The sequence below is a fragment of the Actinoplanes sp. NPDC021490 genome, from assembly GCF_055562135.1.
In genome coordinates this window covers 54,780-70,878 of record NZ_JBVHFW010000015.1, presented here as the reverse complement: position 1 = coordinate 70,878, position 16,099 = coordinate 54,780, and the positions used below count along the sequence as shown (strand labels likewise).

Here is a 16,099-nt window from a genome sequence, read left to right as displayed (position 1 = left end):
ATGGCAGCCGGTCATGCTGAGGCCTCCTGGGCGGTGAGCTGCGACAAGACGATCTCCCGGTACGTCGCATTGGTGTCCATGAGTTCGGCGTGCGTGCCCGTGCCGGCGACCCGGCCGTCGTCGAGCACCACGATCCGGTCGGCGTCGCGGATCGTGCTGACCCGCTGGGCCACGATCACCACGGTGGCGTCGGCGATGTGGTCGGTGAGCGCCGCCCGCAGCGCGGCGTCGGTGGCGTAGTCGAGCGCCGAGAACGAGTCGTCGAACAGGTAGATCTCGGGTTTGTGCACGAGCACCCGGGCGATCGCGAGCCGCTGCCGCTGGCCGCCCGAGACGTTCGTGCCGCCCTGGGCGATCGGCGCGTCGAGGCCGCCCTCCATGCGTTCGACGAAGTCGCGGGCCTGGGCGACCTCGAGCGCCCGCCACAGCTCGTCGTCGGTGGCGTCCGGATTGCCGTACCGGAGGTTGGAGGCGACCGTGCCGGTGAATAGGTACGGCCGCTGCGGCACCAGGCCGACCAGCCGCGACAGCATGGCCGGGTCGAGCTCACGCACGTCGATGCCGTCCACGAGCACCTGGCCGCCGGTGGCGTCGAACAGCCGCGGCACCAGGTTGAGCAGCGTGGTCTTGCCGCTGCCGGTGCTGCCGATGATCGCGGTGATCTCGCGTGGCCGGGCGGTCAGGTCGATCCCGCACAGCACCGGCGACTCGGCCCCGGGGTAGTGGAAGTCGACGTTGCGCAGGTCGAGACGGCCGTGCCGGCTCACCTCGGTCACCGGCTGGGCCGGTGGCACCACGCTCGACTCCGTGCCGAGCACCTCCTCGATGCGCTCGGCGCACACCTCGGCCCGCGGGATCATCACGAACATGAAGGTCGCCATCATGATCGACATGAGGATCTGCATGAGGTAGCTGAGGAACGCGGTGAGCGCGCCGACCTTCATGGCGCCGGAGTCGATGCGGTGGCCGCCGAACCACAGCACCGCGACGCTGGACAGGTTCACGATCAGCATCACGGTCGGGAACATCAGTGCCATCAGCTTGCCGACCTTGAGCGACACGTCGGTCAGTTCGTCGTTCGAGACCTCGTACCGGTTCTGCTCGCGCTCGTCGCGGACGAACGCGCGGATCACCCGGATGCCCGTGATCTGCTCGCGCATGACCTGGTTGACCCGGTCGATGCGCTTCTGCATCGACCGGAACAGCGGCCGCATCCGTACGATGATCAAGGCAACCGTGGTGACCAGGATCGGGACGATGATCAGCAGCAGGGCCGAGAGTGGCACGTCCTGCCGCAGCGCCAGCACGACGCCGCCCACGCACATGATCGGCGCCGAGACCATCAGCGTGAAGGTCATCAGCACCAGCATCTGGATCTGCTGGACGTCGTTGGTGGTGCGGGTGATCAGCGAGGGCGCGCCGAACTGGCCGACCTCGCGGGCCGAGAACCGCTGCACCCGGGCGAAGATCGAGGCGCGGACGTCCCGGCCGACCGCCATGGCCGTCCGGGCGCCGAAATAGACCGCGACGATCTGGGTGGCGATCTGGCCCACGGTCACGGCCAGCATCCAGCCGCCGATCTTCATCACGTAGCCGGTGTCGCCCTTGACCACGCCGTTGTCGATGATGTCGGCGTTGAGGGTGGGCAGATAGAGCGTGGCCAGCGTCTGCAGGAACTGGAAGAGCACGACGAGCGTGATGTCCCGCCGGTAGGGCTGTAGATGCCCTCTGAGTAGTTGGATGAGCACTAGTGGGTCCCCCGTCGGATGAGCAGTCCGTCGAGCAGCAGGGAAGCGGTGTCCTCGCCGCTGAAGTCGTCCGGGTCACCGAATGGCCCGTACGTGTTGGCGCCGCAGAACGAAAGCAGCAATGACGCCACCGCGGCCGGGGAGCGGCGCAGTTCGTCCGCGCCCGGCGCGATGACCTCGGTCAGCGCGTTGTGGAGGGCCTCCCGGTTCGAGACCATGTGGCCGGAGGCGTTTCCGGTCAGCACGAGCTTGCGCGCGGCCGTCATGATCTGGACGTTTTCCGCGAACCGGGCGTGAATCAAGTCGGCCGCCTGGGCCAGCCGCTCGCGCAGCGGCCGCCCCCGATCGATGGCGGCCAGCGCGTCGAGCGTCGGTTGCGGATCGAGTGCCCTGATCACCGAGCAGACGACCAGCGACGTCTTGGTGTCGAAGACCCCGAAGATCGTGCCCTCGGCGACGCCGGCGGCCTGGGCGATCTGCCGGGTGCTGACGTCGACCCCGTGCTCGTGCAGCAGCGGGATGGTGGCGGCGATCAGAGCCTCGCGACGCTCCTCGGGCGCCATCGCGGGCACCCGCCTTCGCTTGTTCTCCACGTCGGCCCACTCTAATGAGCGAGCGCTCACTCAGCCACTGACATTTGTCATGGGCCCGGAAGAGTGAGGCGGGTTTCGCTCAGGTGGCCGCATCGCAAGCCGATCGAGGCGCTCGTGCAGCTTGGGGAAATGGACGATCACACGGCTGAGTACTGGGCGCGTCAGCTGCGCATCGGTGCCGGCATCGCCGCCGTGGTCACCGCAATCGGTGGTCTGCGGATCGCGATGGGCTGGGACGAGCTGGACCGGTGGTGGCTGATTCCGGTGATCCTGGCGGCGCTGGCTCAGGGGGCCTTGCTGCCTCTGCCCTGGGCCCGGATCGTGCGAGACCGGCGGAGCCAGCGCTGGCTGGTGGCGTGGTGGTTCGGCGAGATGCCGGTGATGGTGCTGTTCGGCTGGTTCGACCCGGCCGGCTGGCTGCTCTATCTGCCGGCCGCCGTGCTGCTGCTGATCACCGCGGCCGCGCTCTGGTCCCCCCGCTTCGTCGTCGCGCTCGGCGTGCTGGCCGTCGGCGGCTACGCCGCCCTCCTGCAACTGCACGCCGGCACCGATTACGGCACCACGTTCGTGCTGGTCGCGATGATGGCCTGTGTGGTCGGCCTGACCGCGATCTTCGCGCAGAGCCGCCGCTGGCTCGACAAGCGCCGGCAGACCGCCGAGCACCGGGCCGAGACGATGCTCGCGGCCTCGGCCGACGCGGTGCTCGCGATCGGTCCGGACAAACTCATCAAGTACGCCACCGAGTCGGTCGGTCCGCTGCTCGGACTGGCGCCGAGCAACCTCGTCGGCCACCGCCTGAGCTCCCTGCTTCCCGAGGACCGCCTCGAGCGGGCCGGGACGTTCCTCACCGAGCTGATCGCCTTGCCGAACGGGCACAGCCTGCGCGGCGAGTCGCAGCTGCGCGGCGCCGACGGCCGGTGGGTCTACGTCGACGTGCTGGCCACGAACTGGCTTCAGGACCCGGCCATCGAGGCCGTGGTGGTGAGCCTGCGTGACGTGCGGGCCCGGCGCGCGCTCGAGGACCAGCTGCACCAGCAGGCGTACACCGACTCGCTGACCGGCATGCCCAACCGCGCCCTGTTCCGGCGCCGGCTCGAGCAGGCCGTGGCCGCGGCCGACGACAGCCACCCGGTCACCGTGCTGCTGCTCGACCTCGACGACTTCAAGCTGGTCAACGACAACCTCGGGCACAGCGCGGGCGACGACCTGCTGAGCACCATCGCCGGTCGCCTGCGCCGGCACGTACGCCCCTCCGACGTGCTGGCCCGGCTGGGCGGCGACGAGTTCGCGATCCTGATGCACGACCTCGAGCCGGGCGACGCGGCCGCGCTGGCCGAGCGGCTGCTCCACACGATCCGCGAGCCGGTCCGCCTGGCCAGCCGCGACGTCGCCTGCTCGCTGAGCATCGGCATCGCCACCTCGACGCCGTACGGGGACTCCGGCGACGACAAGGTCAGCGCCGAGCACCTGCTGGGCAACGCCGACCTCGCGATGTACGCCGCCAAGCGGGCCGGCCGCAACGGCTACGCGATCTTCGACCCGACGATGACCATCTCGGTGCTCGAGGAGGCCCAGCTGCGCAGCGACCTCGAGCACGCGCTCGATCACGACGAGTTCCTTGTGCTCTACCAGCCGGTCGTCGACATGCAGACGCAGTGCGTGACCTCGGTCGAGGCGCTGGTGCGCTGGGAGCACCCGCGCGACGGCCTGATCGGCCCATACCACTTCATCGCCGCGGCCGAGGCGAACGGCCTGATCGTTCCGCTGGGCCGCTGGGTGCTGCGCCAGGCCTGTGAGCAGCTCGCCCGCTGGCGCGCCGACTCCGAGGCCGCGGCCACCCTCAAGGTCAACGTCAACCTGTCGGCCCGCCAGTTCCAGTACGCCGGCCTGGTGCAGGACGTCGCCGACGCGCTGGCCGACTCCGGCATCGACGCCGGCTCGCTCACCCTCGAGATCACCGAGTCGATGCTGATGGAGGACATCGAGACCGCCAAGCGCACCCTGAACGCGCTGCGCGCGCTGGGCGTACGCCTGGCCATCGACGACTTCGGCACCGGCTACTCGTCGCTCAGCTATCTCAAGCAGCTCCCGGTCGACGTCATCAAGATCGACAAGACGTTCGTCGATGACGTGCACATCGACGCCGACGACGTGGCCCTGGTCGACGCCGTGGCCGGCCTCGGTCAGGCGCTCAAGATGCAGACCGTGGCCGAGGGCATCGAGACCGACGAGCAGTGGGCGACGCTGCGCAGCATCGGCATCGACCACGGACAGGGCTACCTGTTCGGCAAGCCGGCCGCCCCGGCCGACATCCACGCGCTGCTCAACGGCGTGAGCGCTGTCTCGCGCTGAGTCTGAACCGCGCACCCGCCCGCAGCGTGTATCTGGTGGCAGGTGTGTAATCGAGCGGTGAGGACGTTCGCAGTGTCGGTCAACAAGCACGTACGCCGGATCGGCGGCGCGGTGGTCACCACCCTTGCTGCCCTCCTCGTCTTTCTCGCGCTGGTGCTGCCGGACCAGATCACCCGTCTCCCGCCCGGCAACTTCTGGGGGACGGCCCTGGTCCGCGTGCCGATCGAGGGCCTGCTGGTCGCGGCCCTGCTGCTCGCGCTGCCGGCCCGGGCCCGTCGCATCACGGCCACCGTGCTCGGCGTCGTGCTCGGCGTGCTGACCGTCCTCAAGGTCATCGACATCGCGTTCTTCGCCGTGCTGGCCCGCGCGTTCGACCCGGTGCTCGACTGGATGCTGTTCAAGGACGGCTTCAACTTCCTCGTCGACTCGGTCGGGCGGGGCGGCGCGATCGGGGTGGCCGCGGGCGCCGTCCTGCTGGCCGCCCTGACGCTGGTCGCGGTCACTTTCTCCGTACGCCGTCTCAGCCGCCTGCTGCCCTCGCACCCGCGCCTGGTCCGGGGCGGCGTGGTCACCCTCTCCGCCGCCTGGGTCACCCTCGCCGTCCTGAGCTTCCAGCTCGTCGGCGGCATCCCGGTAGCCAGCCAGACCGCGGCCGACCTGGCCCGCGACACGGTGCTGGCCGTCCCGCAGGACATCGAGGACCGCAAGAACTTCGCGCGCGAGGTGCAGGACGACGCGTTCGAGAACCTTCCGCAGGACCAGCTGCTGAGCGCGCTGCGCGGCAAGGACGTGATCATCGGGTTCGTCGAGAGCTACGGCCGCGACGCCGTCGAGAACCCCGAGTTCAACCAGCCCGTCGTCGAGCAGTTGCGCACCGGGCAGCGCAAGCTCGAGGCCAAGGGCTTCCACGGCCGCAGCGGCTATCTGACCTCGCCCACGTTCGGCGGCGGCAGCTGGCTCGCGCACTCCACGTTCCTGTCCGGCCTCTGGATCGACAACCAGAACCGCTACCGCAGCCTCGTCGCCACCGACCGGCTCACCCTGACCTCGGCCTTCGGCAAAGCCGGCTTCCGTACGGTCGGGTTCGAGCCCGGCGTCACGTTCGCCTGGCCCGAGGGGCAATTCTACGGCTACCAGCAGATCTACGACTCGCACACGCTGGGCTATCGGGGCCCGGCGCTGAGCTGGTCGACCATGCCCGACCAGTACGTGATGAAGAAGGTGCACGACTACGAGTTCGGCAAGGCCAAGCGCCCGCCGCTGCTGGCCGAGGTGACGCTGACCTCCAGCCACACGCCGTGGACCCCGGTGCCGGCCATGCTGCCGTGGGACCAGATCGGCGACGGCTCGGTCTACGGGCCTGCCGTGGCCGCCGGCGAAAGCCCGCAGAAGTTGTTCGCCGACGGCAAGAAGGTCAAGCAGGCGTACGCCGGGTCGATCGCCTACTCCGTCGACACCCTTCTCTCGTACGTCCAGGAATACGGCGACGACAACCTGGTGCTCGTGCTGCTCGGCGACCACCAGCCGGCGTCGGTCGTGGTCGGCACCGGCTCGACCAAGGACGTGCCGATCTCGATCGTCGCCAAGGATCCGAAGGTGCTCGACCGGATCGGCGCCTGGGGCTGGACCGACGGGCTCACCCCGGCGCCCGGCGCGCCGCTCTGGCCGATGAACGAGTTCCGCGACAAGTTCCTCACCGCGTACAGCCCGCAGGGGGAGCCTCACTGAACGCACAGTGACAATCTCCACCGTCGCGAAATCGACATCGATCTACCCGCGCGTAACTCCTTTCCGTGACGAAAGTCCGCCAAGATACCCGTCGGAGGTCGCGAGGGGGCGGCCGACGTGACGTGTGGGGGAACCAGTGGAGGAGCCGAAGGGACCGTCCCGGGCGGACAGTCTGAGGCTGACGCGGATGCCGGACGTGCGGCCGCGGGCAAGGGCGGCGCCGCCGATCGGTGCGCCGCCGCAAGAACCGCCGCCGGCCCGGCGCAGATCCCGTAAGGGCTGGTGGGCGCTGCTGGGTGGGGCCCTGGTGGCGACCCTGCTGGGCGGGCTGTTCGCGGCCTACCGGGTGACGACCGAGGCGTCCGTGCCGGCGCCGAGCGTGCCGTCGCTGGCGGTCCCGGCCGCGCCGGTCGCCGTCTCGGGTCCGGCGATCGTCCCGGCGATCAGCCCGCCGGCGCCGTTGCCCGGCCTGACCAGCCAGGCGGTGGCGGTCCCGGCCGCACCGTCCAAAGTAGTGCCGAAGCCGTCACCAAGCGTGAGGGACAACTCGTCTCGGACCAATCTCGCGCTGGCCGGGACGGTTACTGCCAGCAGCATCGAGGGCAGCCCCTATCCGGCGAGCAAGGCGGTCGACGGCGACCCGTCGACGCGCTGGTCGAGCGGCTTCGCCGAACCGCAGTGGCTCCGGGTCGACCTGGGCGAGCGCCGGAAGCTCACCGAGGTCACGCTGGTCTGGGAGCACGCGCACGCGATCGCCTACCGAGTGGACGTCTCGCTCGACGGCCGGACCTGGCAGCCGATCTTCTCGACCACCGCCGGCCGGGGCGGCACGGTCGCTGTCGACGCCGACGGGGCGGTCGCGCGCTACGTGCGGATGTACGGCACCAAGCGGTCCAACCAGTACGGCTTCTCGCTGTTCGAGTTCCAGGTCCGGTAGAGGTACGAGGCGCTCCCCGCGGGGAGCCCGCGGGGAGCGCCTTGACGGTCGACTGGGACCTAGTCGACCGTCGGAGGAAGGTTCCGGGCCGCCTTCAGCGCCGCGGCGGCGCTGGAGTACGGGTTGTAGCTGTAGCCGCGGTCCAGTGACCCCGGCACCTTGTAGTACGCGGCAACCAGCTTGGCCGGATCAGTGGCGATCTCTCCCCGGGCCGCCGCGTCGTTGCCGTCGTCCCAGCCCCACGGGGCGTTGGCCGAGTTGGTGCCGCAGCTGAACGTGCCCTGGCCGCAGCCGCCCGTGGTGTCACCGGCGAACGTGCCCAGGTTGGCGAACAGATTCGTGTTGGTGCGCTGGGCCCACAGGCCGCCGCCCGCGAAGACGTCGATCAGCTCGTACCGCACGTCGCGGTCGTTCGGGCCGCTGGGCGCCTCCGATGTGCCGGCCGACGGGTAGTAGACGATCCCGTCGCCGTCGATGTCGTACTGCGGCCACGCTTTGAGCCCGTGCCCGCCGCGCTCCTGGGCGGTCACCGGGTGCTGGAACGAGTCGTGCGGCGACGCCTTGAGCTGCAGGGTGCCGTCGATCGTCTCGCTGCCGTTGGTCCAGTCGCTGCCGCTCGGGATGTACGAGTAGAAGTCGCTGTGCGCCACCGTGACCGCGCCCTTGAGCGTGCCGTACGTGGAGCCGTCCTTCTGCACGATCTCGAGCACGCCCTCGCCGTCGTTCTCGTGCTCGGTCTCGAAGAACGGGTGGTCGATCCAGTCGCGCGGGTGGAAGAAGAAGTACGCGAGGTAGTAGTGCGTCCCCGTCTCGAGCACCGAGTAGTAGACGGCCGCCGAAGTGTTCTGCCCGGCGTTGTCCCAGTTGTCACGTCCGTTCAGATTGCCGTCGAAGTCGTACCGGGTAATGAAGTCGCTCTTGCCGCCCAGCGCGTGGGTGCCGGTCGTGTCCACGTCCTGGTAGTGGATCGGCGCCCAGCGCAGCGCGAGCTCGGCCCGGCTGGGCGCGGCCTGTGCCGGCGTGGCCGTGACGGTGACCGCGGACCCCGCCGCCACGAGCGTGCCGGCCAGGCCGAGTGCGATCCTGCGAACCATCCCCATGTGCCCTCCTCGTCCCGCATTGATGATCGTAAATGTAAGTGGACCGGGTGGACATGGGGAGACCAGAAAATGGCGTGCCGGCGGCGGCTACGCTGTGGCCGTGTTCAAGGTCGATCTGGGCAAGGGCGCCGAACTGCGACAGCTGCTTCCATGGCAGGCCGGGGAGTTTCTGGCCCACATGGACCGGGCGCGGACGACCGTCGACCCGTGGATTCCGTGGGCCGGTCGCAGCACCGACCTCGAGTCGGCCCGCCGGACCCTGCAGCGGTACGCCGACCTGGAGTCCCGCGGCGAGGGCCGGATCCTCGGCATCTGGCTCGACGGCGTCCTGGTCGGCGGGGTCATGATGTTCGACTTCGACGACGTGTCCGGCGTGTGCGAGATCGGCTGCTGGCTCGAGCCCGCGGGCACCGGCCGGGGGCTGATCACCCGGTCGGCCGCACTGCTGATCGAGTGGCTGATCCGCGACCGTGGGGTCTACCGGATCGAATGGCACTGCCGGCCCGACAACGTGGCCAGCTCGAACGTGGCCCGCCGCCTGGGCATGAAGCACGAGGCGACGCTGCGCGCGAACTTCGTGTGGAAGGGCGTGCGCTACGACACCGAGATCTGGGCCGTGCTGGCGCCGGAGTGGCCCGGCCCCGAGGAGTGACCGTGCTTCCCGGCCCTGTGCTGACCACCCGCTCCGAGAACGGCCACGACGTGCCGCTGCTGGTGTGGCGCCTGCCCGCACCCGTACGAGCCATCTCGTCGGCCGTCCTCGGCGGCGGTCTCGGCCCGTGCGAGTGGCTGATCAACGCCACGGTCCCGATGTCCTACGACCGCGACGACCCGGCCGACCACCTGACCGCTCTGGCCGCCGGCCTGGGCCTGCGGGGGCCGGGCGTGGGCCTGCTGACCGGCGTCGACGTGGCCGACATGGTCAGCGCGGCCGACGGCGGAGTCCAGCTCTGGGCAACGGTCGGCCTGGGCGCACCAATCCAGGCGGCCGCCGCAGCGGTGAGCGAACGGCGGCCGGTGGGGACCGTCAACGTCGTGGCCTGGGTGCCGGCCCGGCTCAGTGACGGCGCCCTCGTCAACGCCGTGGCCACAGTGACCGAGGCCAAGACGCAGGCCCTTCGCGAGCTCGGACTCGACGCGACCGGGACGGCCACCGACGCGGTCTGCGTGTTCTGCCCGATAGATGGCCCGGTCGCCGCCTACGGCGGGCCGCGGTCGACATGGGGTGCGCCGCTGGCCCGGGCCACCCACGCGGCGGTGCTTGAAGGCGGCGCGGTCAACCTGGCCGGCCGTCAGTCGTGGTCCGACCGCGTCAGTGGTACGTGAGTTCGCCCGCCTCGATGGCCGCGGTCACCGTGTTCTCCGGCGGGGCGAGCGGGCACAGCCAGGCGTCGTTGTAGGCGCACGACGGGTTGTAGAGGTAGTTGAAGTCGAGCCGCACCCGGGAACCGCTGAGCGTCTGCAGCCCGCGCCCGTGGGTGCCCTTGACCGTGTCGGTGAGGTAGCGCCCGCCGCCGTAGGCGCCGCGCCCGCAGGTGGCGTCGCGCACCGGGAGGAACAGCCCGCCGCCGTACGCCTTGATCCACCAGAGCGAGAGTTCCCCGTACGGGGTCTCGATGATGCCCACGCGGTTGTAGTGCACCACGCCGTCCGCCCCGCCCGTGTCGATGTCGATCTCGCCGTCGGCCGGTCGCACCGTCGCCTCGACGATCAGCTTGTCGTTCGGCGGGAAGTAGCGCAAGCCGGTGAACGAGGCCCGCTCGTCCTCGGCGATGGCCGACTGCGGATGCGTGGCGAACAGCTTGTCGCGCTCGGCCCGGAACTCGGCCAGGCTCGTGTCGGCCAGATACATCCGCGCCACGGCCGCGCGGAAGTCGGTCAGTTCCAGTGCATCCATGCCCCCAAACTAGCCCGGCCGATCAGGCCCGGTAGGCGCGTACCTCGGACGCCTTGACACTGGCCCACAACTCGCGCCCCGGCTCCAGGCCCAGGTGAACGGCCGCGGCCGGGGTGACGTCGGCCGCCGCGGGCAGCGCCCCGCCCAGCTCGATGCGAAGTGAGTCACCCTGCCGTGAGACCGTGGTCACGGTCGCGGGCCAGGTGTTGCGGGGGCTGCCGTCGGGACGGCTGGGATAGAGCGCGACCGCCGAGGGCGGGAAGGCCACGAAGACCTCGCCCTGCTGGTCGGCCGCCGTCACCAGCGGGAAGCCGCCGGGCAGCACGACCGTCGCGCCGTCGGCCCGGCCGCGGTACAGGTTGAGGCCGACTAGACGGGCCACGTAGTCGGTGCGGGGCTGCGCGGTGATCGTGGCGGCGTCGCCGGTCTGCACCACCCGGCCGTCCTCGATGATCACGAGCCGGTCGGCCAGCATCAGCGCGTCCAGCGGGTCGTGGGTGACCAGCACGGTCGCGCCGGGGAAGGCGGCCAGATGCCCCCGCAGCCGGGCCCGGGTGTCCAGACGCGTACGGGCGTCGAGCGCGGCCAGCGGCTCGTCGAGCAGCAGCATCCCCGGCTTCGAGGCCAGCGCCCGGGCCAGGGCCACACGCTGGGCCTGACCGCCGGAGAGCTGCCGCGGCTTCTTGCGTACGTGCTCGGCCAGGCCCACCCGGGTCAGCCACTCCAGGGCCGACCGCCGCGCCTCGGCCTTGGGCACCCCGCGGCAGCGCGGGCCGAACGCGACGTTGTCGAGCGCGCTCAGATGCGGGAAGAGCAGGTAGTCCTGGAAGACCACGCCGATCCGCCGCTGCTCGGGGGCGAGGGTGTCGAGGCGTACGTCGTCAAGGGTTATCCGGCCGTCGTCGAGCGCCAGCAGACCGGCCAGCGCGCGCAGGGTCGTGGTCTTGCCGGCGCCGTTCGGGCCCAGCAGCGCGACGACCTCACCCGGCTCGGCGGTCAGCTCGACGTCCAGGGTGAACCCGTCCCGCCGGACCACGAGGTGCGCTCGGAGACTCATGGGGCGACCCACTTGTCGCGCAGCGCGGCCAGGATGCCGACCGAGACGACGAGCAGGATGAGGCTGAGCACGATCGCCGCGTCCACGTCCTGTTCCAGCGCCAGATAGACCGCGAGGGGCATGGTCTGCGTACGGCCGGGGAAGTTGCCGGCAAAGGTGATCGTCGCGCCGAACTCGCCCAGCGCCCGCGCCCAGCAGAGCACGGCGCCCGCGGCCACCCCCGGCGCGATCAGCGGCAGCGTGACCCGGCGGAAAGCGGTCCACCGGGTGGCGCCGAGCGTGGCCGCCGCCTCCTCGTAACGGGCGTCGGCGCCGCGCAACGCCCCCTCCACGGCGATCACCAGGAACGGCATCGCCACGAACGCCTCGGCCACGACCACGCCCGCGGTGGTGAACGGCAGGCTCACCCCGAACGTCCGGTCGAGCCATTCACCGGCCAGCCCCCGCCGCCCGAACACCAGCAGCAGCGCCACCCCGCCCACCACCGGCGGCAGCACGAGCGGCACGGTGACCAGCGCGCGCACCAACCGGCGGCCCCGGAACTCGAGGCGGGCCAGGACCCAGGCCAGCGGTACGCCGAGAACCAGGCAGACCAGCGTGGCCAGGCTCGCGGTGAGCAGCGACAGGCGCAGGGCGGTCAGGATGCCCGGCTCGGTCAGGCGTTCCGGCAGCGTCGTCCACGGCGCCCGGATCAGCAGCCCGGCCAGCGGCAGGATGAGGAACGCCAGGCCGATCGCGGCCGGGATCGCGAGGGCCAGAGGGGCTCGGCGACGGTTCAGGGCTTCTGGAACCCTGCGTCGGTGAGCACCAACATCTCGTCCGGGGACTGCACGAAGGCGACGAACGCCGTGGCCGCGGTCGCGTTCGGGGCGTTGTTCAGCACGACGATCGGGTAGTCGTTGATCGCGCCGGCCGACTCGGGAAACTCGACGCCGTCGACATCCGCGCTCGCCGCCTTCGCGTCCGTGCGGTAGACCAGCGCCGCGTCGACCTCGCCCAGCTTCACCTTGGACAGCGCGGCCTTCACGTCCTGCTCGAGCGTCACGGGCTTGACGTCCACGCCGGCCGCCTCGATCGCCTTCTTCGCCGCCGAGCCGCAAGGAACCTGCTCGGCGCAGAGCGCCACCTTGAGATCCGGATTCGTCAGGTCGGCCAGGGTCCTGATGCCCTTCGGGTTGCCCTTGGCGGTGGCGATGACCAGCTGGTTCTTCGCGAAGACGGCCGGGTCGCCCTTCGCGTCGCCCGCGTCGACCACGGTCTTCATGGTGGCCGGGCTGGCGGCGGCGAACACGTCGGCCGGGGCGCCCGCGGTGATCTGCTGGGCGAGGCCGGAACTGCCCCCGTACGAGATGGTGACCTTGACGTTGGGATTCCGCGCCTGGAAGTCCTCCTTGATCGTGTCGAAGGACTCGGTGAGCGACGCGGCGGCCAGCACGATCAGTTCACCGGTGGCGCCGGGGCCGTTGCTGCCGGCCGATCCGCCGCCGGCCGGCGAGTTGCCCCTGCTGTCGTCGGCGTTGCCGCCGCAGGCCCCGGTCGCGAGAACGGCGAGTATCGCCATGCCGGTCAGGATTCGTGTCATTTGTCGTCCCCTCGCTCCACGACCACCGTGGTCGACTTGATGACGGCCACCGCCGTCGAACCCACCTCGAGGCCCATCTCGTCGACGGCTTCGCGGCTCATCAGCGACACCACCCGGAACGGGCCGGCCTGGATGTCCACCTGGGCCATCACCCCGTCGCGGACGATCGCCGTGACGATGCCCCGGAGCCGGTTGCGCGCCGACGAGCGGCTGGTGCCCGGATCGGGCTCGTCGGCCAGCGACCGGGCGAACGCGGCCAGGTCGGCCCCGTCGACGTGCCGGTGGCCGTGGTCGTCGCGCCCGGCCCGGACCCGGCCCGCGTCGACCCAGCGCCGGACCGTGTCCACGCTGACGCCGAGCAGTTCGGCCGCCTCCCCGATGCGATACGTCGTCACGACTGCCACTCTAGGGCCGCAATTGCGAGGCGTTCCATTCTTTAGAGCTCGCAGATGCGCAACCGTTGCACGACTCACCGGCCCGGCGGCATGCTGAGAGGCGTGCCCGAACGCATTGCCGAGGTCACCGCCTTCCTGGCCGAGGTGCTCGCACCCCGCGCGCCGCTCACCGTCATCGTCGACGGCGGGGACCACGGCGCCGCCGCGCGGTTCGCCTCCCGGCTCGCTGCCGCCTTCCCGCCTTCGGCCCGGGCGTGGAACGTCGACGCCGTCATGGGCCTGAGCGGGCCGTCCGGGGGAGTGTCCGACTCGGCTCTCAACGTGCTCGAACCGGCGGCCGACCGGGTCATCGTCTATCTGCGCGCGGGCCGCCGGGCTCCCGCCGGCGAGGGCGAACGGCGGGCCCAGGTGGTGATCGACCACCACGACCCGCACTGGCCGGTGATCCGCCACGTGCACCCCCGGCTGGCCGACCCCGACCGCTGGCACCTGTCCGAGAGCCGCGCGTTCTTCGCCCCGCGGGCCGCCGAGTGGGACGAGAAGTTCACCGACGACCTGCCCGCGTACGCGAAAGCGGTCGAAGCGGCCCGCCCCGCCCCGGGCGACCTGGCCCTGGACGTCGGCTGCGGCACCGGCCGGGCCCTGCCCGCCCTGGCCGCCGCCGTGGGCCCGACCGGCCGCGTGATCGGCCTCGACTGCACCCCCGACATGCTGTCCGAGGCCCGCGCCAAGGGCCGGGACCGCTCGGCGTGCCTGATCCAGGCCGACGCCCGCCGCCTGCCCGTCCCCTCCGCCGCCGCCGACGTGGTCTTCGCGGCGGGCCTGGTGCACCACCTGCCCGACGTCGCGGCCGCCCTGACCGAACTGGCCCGCGTCACCCGCCCCGGCGGCCGCCTCGTCCTCTTCCACCCCACCGGCCGCGCCGCGCTGGCCGCCCGCCACGGCCGCAAGCTGACCCCCGCCGACCCCATGAACGAGAACAACTTGACGAGCTTGCTGGCCGTCGCGGGCTGGGAGCCCAGCCACTACGAGGACGACGAGGCCCATTTCCTCGCCATAGCCACCCGATCCGGCCCGTGACCCGGCCGGGCCCGCTGGTTCAGGGGGCCGGGTGGTGGCAGACGGCCTCGAGGTTGATTCCGTGCGGGTCCAGCACGAAGGCTCCGTAGTAGTCGTCGTGGTATTCCGGATGGACGGCCGGCTCGAGCAGGGAGGTGGCGCCGGCCTTGAGGGCGGCCTCGTAGAAGGTGCTCACGTCGTCGCGGGTGTCGACCGTGAAGGCCACATGCATGTTGGATCCCACGGTGCCGCCGTCGATGAGCCAGAAGTACGGCTTCACGTTCGCCAGCCCGAAACCGGTCATCGCGGTCGGCTGGTTGGGGGTGGCGTTGGGCGGGATCTCCAGCATCTTGGTGATGCCGATGGCGGCCAGCACCGGCTCGTAGAAGGACACCGCCGCGGCCAGGGAGGGCACGGCGAGGTTGAGGTGGTCGATGCGCGATCCGGAGCGGTCCGTGGTGGTCATGAGGGTCACCGTGCCCGGAATTGCGGTCAGTTCCCGTCCGCTGTGCGCAGGCTTCCGTCGTAGGCGTGCTGGGCGGCGGACACGTCGCTGAGGTGTTCGATCGACCACTGTTGCAGCGCGCGCAGCGGTTCCAGCAGGGTTCGGCCGGCCTCGGTGAGGGCGTACTCGACACGGACCGGCACCTCGGGGTGGACCGTGCGGCGTACGAGCCCGTCGCGTTCGAGGCCGCGGAGGGTCTGGGTCAGCATCTTCTGCGAGACGCCGTCGATGCGCCGCCGCAGTTCGGAGAAGCGGGCGTCGCCGTCGCCGAGAACGCCGATGATCAGGACGGTCCACCGGTCGCCGATGCGGTCGAGGATGCGGCGGGTCGGGCAGTCGGCCCGGTACGGGTCGCCGCCGAGGACCGATCCGGAGGGTGTGGTTACCACGAAGTGCCTTCTTCCCGAAAGAGAGCTGCTCTCTTACGGTAACCGAGTAAGCCCGGGTTCCGGGTCCACGATTTTTCGACAGAAGGGCACGTCATGTCCCGCATCACCGTTGTCGGCGGCACCGGCTACGCCGGGTCGGCCATCGTCGCCGAGGCCGCCGCTCGCGGTCACGAGGTCACGTCGTTCAGCCGCTCGCTTCCGGCGGCGCCCGTGCCGGGCGTGACCTACGTCCAGGGTGACGCCGCGGACGAGGCGGCGCTGTCGCCGGTCGTCGACGGGGCCGACGTCGTGGTGGGCGCCCTCGCCCCGCGGGGTGAGCTCGCCGGCTCGTTCCGCGACGTCTACCGCACCGTCGCTCGGCTGGCCGACGCCGCGGGGGCGTCGTTCTTCGTGGTGGGCGGGTTCTCGTCGCTGCGCCCGGCCCCGGGCGCGGCCCGCTTCGTCGAGGACCTGAGCCACGCCCCGGCCGAGTTCCGGGACGAGATCCTCGCCGGGGCGGCGGTGGTGATCGACGATCTGCCGGCCACTCCGGACACGCTCAACTGGGTGTTCGTCAGCCCGGCCGCGAAGTTCGGCTCGTACGTGCCCGGCGAGCGGCGGGGCCAGTACCGGGCCGGCGGGGACATCGCCGTTCAGCCCGAGGGCGGCGGGGAGATCTCCGGTGTCGACTACGCGATCGGGTTCGTCGACCTCATCGAAAAGGGCGACCACCGCCGGGCGCACGTCAACCTGGCCTACTGAGAGCGCAGGGCCCGGG

General features: G+C 71.0%; 17 protein-coding genes. 7 read left to right on the top strand and 10 right to left on the bottom strand.

All coding sequences use genetic code 11. From position 1 onward, the window contains the following. Window positions 1–11 precede the first annotated feature (11 nt). Both ACZ3I4_RS32925 and ACZ3I4_RS32920 read right to left on the bottom strand, forming a co-directional pair. On the bottom strand, window positions 12–1,748 hold the full coding sequence (locus ACZ3I4_RS32925; RefSeq protein ID WP_465385956.1) for an ABC transporter ATP-binding protein: 1,737 nt from the start codon (window positions 1,746–1,748) through the stop codon (window positions 12–14). Then, window positions 1,748–2,341 (bottom strand): TetR/AcrR family transcriptional regulator, encoded by a 594-nt coding sequence (locus ACZ3I4_RS32920; protein WP_465385955.1) that lies wholly within the window; start codon window positions 2,339–2,341, stop codon window positions 1,748–1,750. Before ACZ3I4_RS32920 ends, ACZ3I4_RS32925 begins: the two co-directional genes overlap by 1 nt. Before the next feature lie 129 nt (window positions 2,342–2,470). Between ACZ3I4_RS32920 and ACZ3I4_RS32915 the strand changes: the two genes are divergently transcribed. The 3 genes from ACZ3I4_RS32915 (at window position 2,471) to ACZ3I4_RS32905 (ending at window position 7,358) form a co-directional block, all read left to right on the top strand. After that, a complete protein-coding gene (locus ACZ3I4_RS32915; protein WP_465385954.1) occupies window positions 2,471–4,693 on the top strand; it encodes a putative bifunctional diguanylate cyclase/phosphodiesterase in 2,223 nt (740 codons plus the stop codon). Between the two features lie 57 nt (window positions 4,694–4,750). Next, window positions 4,751–6,421 carry an alkaline phosphatase family protein gene (locus ACZ3I4_RS32910; RefSeq protein ID WP_465385953.1) on the top strand — a complete coding sequence of 557 codons (1,671 nt, stop codon included), beginning with the start codon at window positions 4,751–4,753 and terminating at the stop codon, window positions 6,419–6,421. A 187-nt stretch (window positions 6,422–6,608) separates the two neighbouring features. Then, window positions 6,609–7,358, top strand: a complete 750-nt coding sequence (locus ACZ3I4_RS32905) for a discoidin domain-containing protein (protein ID WP_465385952.1) — start codon at window positions 6,609–6,611, stop codon at window positions 7,356–7,358. 59 nt (window positions 7,359–7,417) lie between these two features. On the opposite strand, the gene ACZ3I4_RS32900 is transcribed toward ACZ3I4_RS32905, so the two are convergent. Then, the gene (locus tag ACZ3I4_RS32900) at window positions 7,418–8,458 is read right to left on the bottom strand and encodes a hypothetical protein (RefSeq protein WP_465385951.1); all 1,041 of its coding nucleotides are present in this window, start codon (window positions 8,456–8,458) and stop codon (window positions 7,418–7,420) included. Between the two features lie 100 nt (window positions 8,459–8,558). Between ACZ3I4_RS32900 and ACZ3I4_RS32895 the strand changes: the two genes are divergently transcribed. Both ACZ3I4_RS32895 and ACZ3I4_RS32890 read left to right on the top strand, forming a co-directional pair. After that, window positions 8,559–9,110: a GNAT family N-acetyltransferase gene (locus tag ACZ3I4_RS32895; RefSeq protein ID WP_465385950.1), complete on the top strand. Its 552-nt coding sequence runs from the start codon at window positions 8,559–8,561 to the stop codon at window positions 9,108–9,110. 2 nt (window positions 9,111–9,112) lie between these two features. Next, entirely contained in the window at window positions 9,113–9,784 is a 672-nt protein-coding gene (locus tag ACZ3I4_RS32890; RefSeq protein ID WP_465385949.1) for an adenosylcobinamide amidohydrolase, read from the top strand. Here the strand turns inward: ACZ3I4_RS32890 and ACZ3I4_RS32885 are convergent. Genes ACZ3I4_RS32885 through ACZ3I4_RS32865 form a run of 5 tightly spaced genes read right to left on the bottom strand, consistent with a single transcriptional unit; the run spans window position 9,771 to window position 13,389 of the window. Next, window positions 9,771–10,355: a DUF1684 domain-containing protein gene (locus ACZ3I4_RS32885; protein WP_465385948.1), complete on the bottom strand. Its 585-nt coding sequence runs from the start codon at window positions 10,353–10,355 to the stop codon at window positions 9,771–9,773. The genes ACZ3I4_RS32890 and ACZ3I4_RS32885 overlap by 14 nt on opposite strands. Window positions 10,356–10,377: 22 nt before the next feature. Beyond that, on the bottom strand, window positions 10,378–11,412 hold the full coding sequence (locus ACZ3I4_RS32880) for an ABC transporter ATP-binding protein (protein WP_465385947.1): 1,035 nt from the start codon (window positions 11,410–11,412) through the stop codon (window positions 10,378–10,380). Beyond that, complete coding sequence (locus ACZ3I4_RS32875) at window positions 11,409–12,191, bottom strand: ABC transporter permease (RefSeq protein WP_465386137.1); 783 nt, start codon at window positions 12,189–12,191, stop codon at window positions 11,409–11,411. The genes ACZ3I4_RS32880 and ACZ3I4_RS32875 overlap by 4 nt, the downstream gene beginning before the upstream one ends. After that, a complete protein-coding gene (gene modA, locus ACZ3I4_RS32870) occupies window positions 12,188–12,994 on the bottom strand; it encodes a molybdate ABC transporter substrate-binding protein (protein ID WP_465385946.1) in 807 nt (268 codons plus the stop codon). The genes ACZ3I4_RS32875 and modA overlap by 4 nt, the downstream gene beginning before the upstream one ends. After that, window positions 12,991–13,389 carry a TOBE domain-containing protein gene (locus tag ACZ3I4_RS32865; protein WP_465385945.1) on the bottom strand — a complete coding sequence of 133 codons (399 nt, stop codon included), beginning with the start codon at window positions 13,387–13,389 and terminating at the stop codon, window positions 12,991–12,993. Before ACZ3I4_RS32865 ends, modA begins: the two co-directional genes overlap by 4 nt. 102 nt (window positions 13,390–13,491) lie before the next feature. Here ACZ3I4_RS32865 and ACZ3I4_RS32860 point away from each other — a divergent pair, with 102 nt between their 5' ends. Further along, window positions 13,492–14,469 (top strand): class I SAM-dependent methyltransferase, encoded by a 978-nt coding sequence (locus tag ACZ3I4_RS32860; protein ID WP_465385944.1) that lies wholly within the window; start codon window positions 13,492–13,494, stop codon window positions 14,467–14,469. 19 nt (window positions 14,470–14,488) lie between these two features. Here the strand turns inward: ACZ3I4_RS32860 and ACZ3I4_RS32855 are convergent, their stop codons facing one another. Together ACZ3I4_RS32855 and ACZ3I4_RS32850 are read right to left on the bottom strand one after the other, a co-directional pair. After that, a complete protein-coding gene (locus tag ACZ3I4_RS32855) occupies window positions 14,489–14,914 on the bottom strand; it encodes a VOC family protein (protein ID WP_465385943.1) in 426 nt (141 codons plus the stop codon). A 26-nt stretch (window positions 14,915–14,940) separates the two neighbouring features. Further along, window positions 14,941–15,342 carry a winged helix-turn-helix transcriptional regulator gene (locus tag ACZ3I4_RS32850; RefSeq protein ID WP_465385942.1) on the bottom strand — a complete coding sequence of 134 codons (402 nt, stop codon included), beginning with the start codon at window positions 15,340–15,342 and terminating at the stop codon, window positions 14,941–14,943. A 93-nt stretch (window positions 15,343–15,435) separates the two neighbouring features. Between ACZ3I4_RS32850 and ACZ3I4_RS32845 the strand changes: the two genes are divergently transcribed. Next, window positions 15,436–16,083: an NAD(P)-dependent oxidoreductase gene (locus ACZ3I4_RS32845; protein ID WP_465385941.1), complete on the top strand. Its 648-nt coding sequence runs from the start codon at window positions 15,436–15,438 to the stop codon at window positions 16,081–16,083. The last annotated feature ends 16 nt before the right edge of the window (window positions 16,084–16,099 follow it).

Coding starts and splice junctions, on each gene's coding strand:
- ACZ3I4_RS32915 (WP_465385954.1), top strand. CDS start 2,471: ATGGACGATCACACGGCTGAGTACTGGGCGCGTCAGCTGCGCATCGGT.
- ACZ3I4_RS32905 (WP_465385952.1), top strand. CDS start 6,609: ATGCCGGACGTGCGGCCGCGGGCAAGGGCGGCGCCGCCGATCGGTGCG.
- ACZ3I4_RS32900 (WP_465385951.1), bottom strand. CDS start 8,458: ATGGGGATGGTTCGCAGGATCGCACTCGGCCTGGCCGGCACGCTCGTG.
- ACZ3I4_RS32885 (WP_465385948.1), bottom strand. CDS start 10,355: ATGGATGCACTGGAACTGACCGACTTCCGCGCGGCCGTGGCGCGGATG.
- ACZ3I4_RS32880 (WP_465385947.1), bottom strand. CDS start 11,412: ATGAGTCTCCGAGCGCACCTCGTGGTCCGGCGGGACGGGTTCACCCTG.
- modA (WP_465385946.1), bottom strand. CDS start 12,994: ATGACACGAATCCTGACCGGCATGGCGATACTCGCCGTTCTCGCGACC.
- ACZ3I4_RS32855 (WP_465385943.1), bottom strand. CDS start 14,914: ATGACCACCACGGACCGCTCCGGATCGCGCATCGACCACCTCAACCTC.
- ACZ3I4_RS32845 (WP_465385941.1), top strand. CDS start 15,436: ATGTCCCGCATCACCGTTGTCGGCGGCACCGGCTACGCCGGGTCGGCC.